Source organism: Agrobacterium sp. a22-2, assembly GCF_012276985.1.
Taxonomy (GTDB): domain Bacteria; phylum Pseudomonadota; class Alphaproteobacteria; order Rhizobiales; family Rhizobiaceae; genus Allorhizobium.
This window is the reverse complement of the sequence record NZ_JAAXMM010000034.1, coordinates 2,501-6,487: the sequence shown is the minus strand read 5'-3', so window position 1 is coordinate 6,487 and position 3,987 is coordinate 2,501. Positions and strand designations below refer to the sequence as shown.

The following is a 3,987-nucleotide window of genomic DNA, read 5'->3' as shown; positions in this document are numbered from 1 at the left end:
TGGTTGCGGGGGCAGGATTTGAACCTGCGGCCTTCAGGTTATGAGCCTGACGAGCTACCGGGCTGCTCCACCCCGCGTTAACTGTTATGGGCTTCGTTGTTTTAGCAACGCAAAAGGACCGCTTTAGGGCGGCCCTTTGATTTCGGCAGGGCCGATGGTGTGCAGAGAAGAGGATCTATGTTTTCGCCTTGCGTTTTTGGACGCTTGAAGCGAATTGATGTTGCGTTTTGCAGACCTGGCAGCGACCTACTCTCCCGCGTCTTGAGACGGAGTACCATCGGCGCAGGGGCGTTTCACGGCCGTGTTCGGAATGGGAACGGGTGCAGCCACCCCGCGATAACCACCAGGTCAGCGAAGCGCAACATGTTTGAGAAGCTGGTAGAGGGGAGCGATTTATTGCCCGGGCCTCATTTGTCTTAATTTTGTGAACACGTCTTTTCTTCTGATCCCTGCACCGTCGGCCGAAGGCCGCAAGCGCAAGGCGCGTCGCCAATCGTTTGGCGCGCGGTCCGCAGGGCAGCGATCTCTAGAGATCGCGGTGCGCCCGTGAGGACAGAAGAGATGGCTCATCTGACTTCGTCAGATGAGCATTGATCAATGAGAACGATCAAGCCAATCGAGCTATTAGTACCGGTAAGCTTCACAAGTTACCCTGCTTCCACACCCGGCCTATCAACGTGGTCGTCTTCCACGGCTCTGATAGGGAATACTCGTTTTCAGGTTGGTTTCCCGCTTAGATGCCTTCAGCGGTTATCCATTCCATATATAGCTACCCTGCTATGCCCTTGGCAGGACAACAGGTCCACCAGAGATATGTCCATCCCGGTCCTCTCGTACTAGGGACAGATCCTGTCAATATTCCTACACCCACGGCAGATAGGGACCGAACTGTCTCACGACGTTCTGAACCCAGCTCACGTACCGCTTTAATTGGCGAACAGCCAAACCCTTGGGACCTGCTCCAGCCCCAGGATGCGATGAGCCGACATCGAGGTGCCAAACAACCCCGTCGATATGGACTCTTGGGGGTCATCAGCCTGTTATCCCCGGCGTACCTTTTATCCGTTGAGCGATGGCCCTTCCACGCGGGACCACCGGATCACTATGACCGACTTTCGTCTCTGCTCGACTTGTCAGTCTCGCAGTCAGGCGGGCTTATGCCATTGCACTCGACGAACGATTTCCGACCGTTCTGAGCCCACCATCGCGCGCCTCCGTTACTCTTTCGGAGGCGACCGCCCCAGTCAAACTACCCACCATACACTGTCCCGGATCCGGATAACGGACCGCGGTTAGACATCCATGACGATAAGGGTGGTATTTCAAGGATGGCTCCACGAGAACTGGCGTCCCCGCTTCAAAGCCTACCACCTATCCTACACATGCCGACACGAATGCCAGTGTAAAGCTATAGTAAAGGTGCACGGGGTCTTTCCGTCTGACCGCAGGAACCCCGCATCTTCACGGGGAATTCAATTTCACTGAGTCTATGCTGGAGACAGCGGGGAAGTCGTTACGCCATTCGTGCAGGTCGGAACTTACCCGACAAGGAATTTCGCTACCTTAGGACCGTTATAGTTACGGCCGCCGTTTACTGGGGCTTCAGTTCAAAGCTTGCACCTCTCCCTTTAACCTTCCAGCACCGGGCAGGCGTCAGGCCCTATACGTCGTCTTGCGACTTCGCAGAGCCCTGTGTTTTTGATAAACAGTCGCTACCCCCTGGTCTGTGCCACCCCAAAATACTTGCGTAGCTTGGGGTCACGCTTCTTCCGAAGTTACGCGTGCAATTTGCCGAGTTCCTTCAGCATAGTTCTCTCAAGCGCCTTGGTATACTCTACCTGACCACCTGTGTCGGTTTCGGGTACGGTCTATACGGTGGAGCTATTTCCTGGAACCGCTCCGCCGCCCAACCAATCCAATAAGGTTGAACAACTTGTGCGATCCGTCACTACCACCAGGCCCACGAATATTAACGTGGTTCCCATCGACTACGCATTTCTGCCTCGCCTTAGGGGCCGGCTAACCCTGCTCAGATTAACTTTAAGCAGGAACCCTTGGTCTTTCGGCGAGGGGGTCTCTCACCCCCTTTATCGTTACTCATGTCAACATTCGCACTTCCGATACCTCCAGGGCCCCTCACGGGTACCCCTTCACAGGCTTACGGAACGCTCCGCTACCACACGTCTTGCGACGTATCCTCAGCTTCGGTGCATGGCTTTAGCCCCGTTACATTTTCGGCGCAAAGACCCTTATTTAGACCAGTGAGCTGTTACGCTTTCTTTAAATGATGGCTGCTTCTAAGCCAACATCCTGGTTGTTTTGGGATCCTCACATCCTTTCCCACTTAGCCATGACTTGGGGACCTTAGCTGGAGGTCAGGGTTGTTGCCCTCTTCACGACGGACGTTAGCACCCGCCGTGTGTCTGCCGATTAGTACTCTCAGGTATTCGGAGTTTGGTTAGGATCAGTAAGACGGTGAGTCCCCATAGCCCATCCAGTGCTCTACCCCCTGAGGTATTCGATCGACGCACTACCTAAATAGTTTTCGCGGAGAACCAGCTATTTCCGAGTTTGATTGGCCTTTCACCCCTAGCCACAAGTCATCCCAATCTATTGCAACAGATGCGGGTTCGGTCCTCCAGTTGGTGTTACCCAACCTTCAACCTGCTCATGGCTAGATCACTCGGTTTCGGGTCTAATGCAACTAACTATGGTCGCGCTATTAACACTCGCTTTCGCTGCGCCTACACCTACCGGCTTAAGCTTGCTAGTTACACTAAGTCGTTGACCCATTATACAAAAGGTACGCCGTCAGGCTTGCGCCCTCCGACTGTTTGTAGGCAACCGGTTTCAGGTTCTATTTCACTCCCCTTGTCGGGGTGCTTTTCACCTTTCCCTCACGGTACTTGTTCGCTATCGGTCATGCACGAGTACTTAGGCTTGGATCGTGGTCGACCCATGTTCAGACAGGATTTCTCGTGTCCCGCCCTACTCTAGGACAATGAGTGTTCTACGCGTACGGGGCTGTCACCCACTATGGCCAGACTTTCCAGTCTGTTCCGCTTTATTCCTCATTGCCACTGGCCTGGTCCGCGTTCGCTCGCCACTACTTACGGAGTCTCGGTTGATGTCCTTTCCTGCAGGTACTTAGATGTTTCAGTTCCCTGCGTTCGCTTCTAACCCCTATTTTATTCGAAGGTTAGATACCTTATTCCAATACCTAGAAACCTAAACCGTTCCGAGGAACGATTTAAACTTTCTAGGTATTTAAGGTGGGTTTCCCCATTCGGAAATCCATGGATCAAAGCTCATTCGCAGCTCCCCACGGCTTATCGCAGCGTATCACGTCCTTCATCGCCTGTGCATGCCAAGGCATCCACCAATTGCCCTTACGACACTTAATCGTTCTCATTGCCAATGCTCATCACCAGCTGCCATTTCGAAGAAATGGTCAGCAGACCGGGTTACCTTTTACAACCCGGTCGTCTCATGATGCCATCGACGTGTTCGATCCGGTCACTTTATTGGAGCTACGCCGAGCAGCTCACTTGTGCCAGATCTTAAGACCAGCTTCTCGAGATCTGTCCGGGAGCGCGCGGTCAGGCAACGCCCATCAACACGACATCAGAGGCTTTCTCAAACACCAAAATCCCCGTACCTTGCGGTGCGAAGCTTCAGGCTATCTCTTAAGCCAACAACATCATGTCTTGAGTAACAAGCTTTCCTACCTTCTCCAGTCCCTCATCCATACCAGGTCGGCTAGACCATCCATGGGTTCATAAGGACTGGGCTCGGACGTTAGAGATCACAACCTTGCGGTCATCATCCCAAACACCTGGAAGCTTCCAGACATATCTTCTCTTTACAATGTATGCAGAACAGGCACAGGCTCCTAAAAGCCTACGCAAAACGTTTTTTCTTCAAAGACAAGGCATTTCATCCACTCGCATCAACACCAAAATGATTGGTTGTAACCAATCGTATTGG

General features: G+C 52.9%; 2 tRNA genes and 2 rRNA genes (1 of these 4 running past the window's edge). All 4 read right to left on the bottom strand.

The features are described 5' to 3' along the window. Window positions 1-77 (bottom strand) — tRNA-Met (locus tag HFC70_RS26255). A gap of 156 nt (window positions 78-233) precedes the next feature. Next, window positions 234-348, bottom strand: a 5S ribosomal RNA gene (rrf, locus tag HFC70_RS26250). Between the two features lie 255 nt (window positions 349-603). Further along, window positions 604-3,404: ribosomal RNA gene (locus HFC70_RS26245) — 23S ribosomal RNA — on the bottom strand. A 580-nt stretch (window positions 3,405-3,984) separates the two neighbouring features. After that, window positions 3,985-3,987: transfer RNA gene (locus HFC70_RS26240), tRNA-Ala, on the bottom strand; it runs 73 nt beyond the window's last position.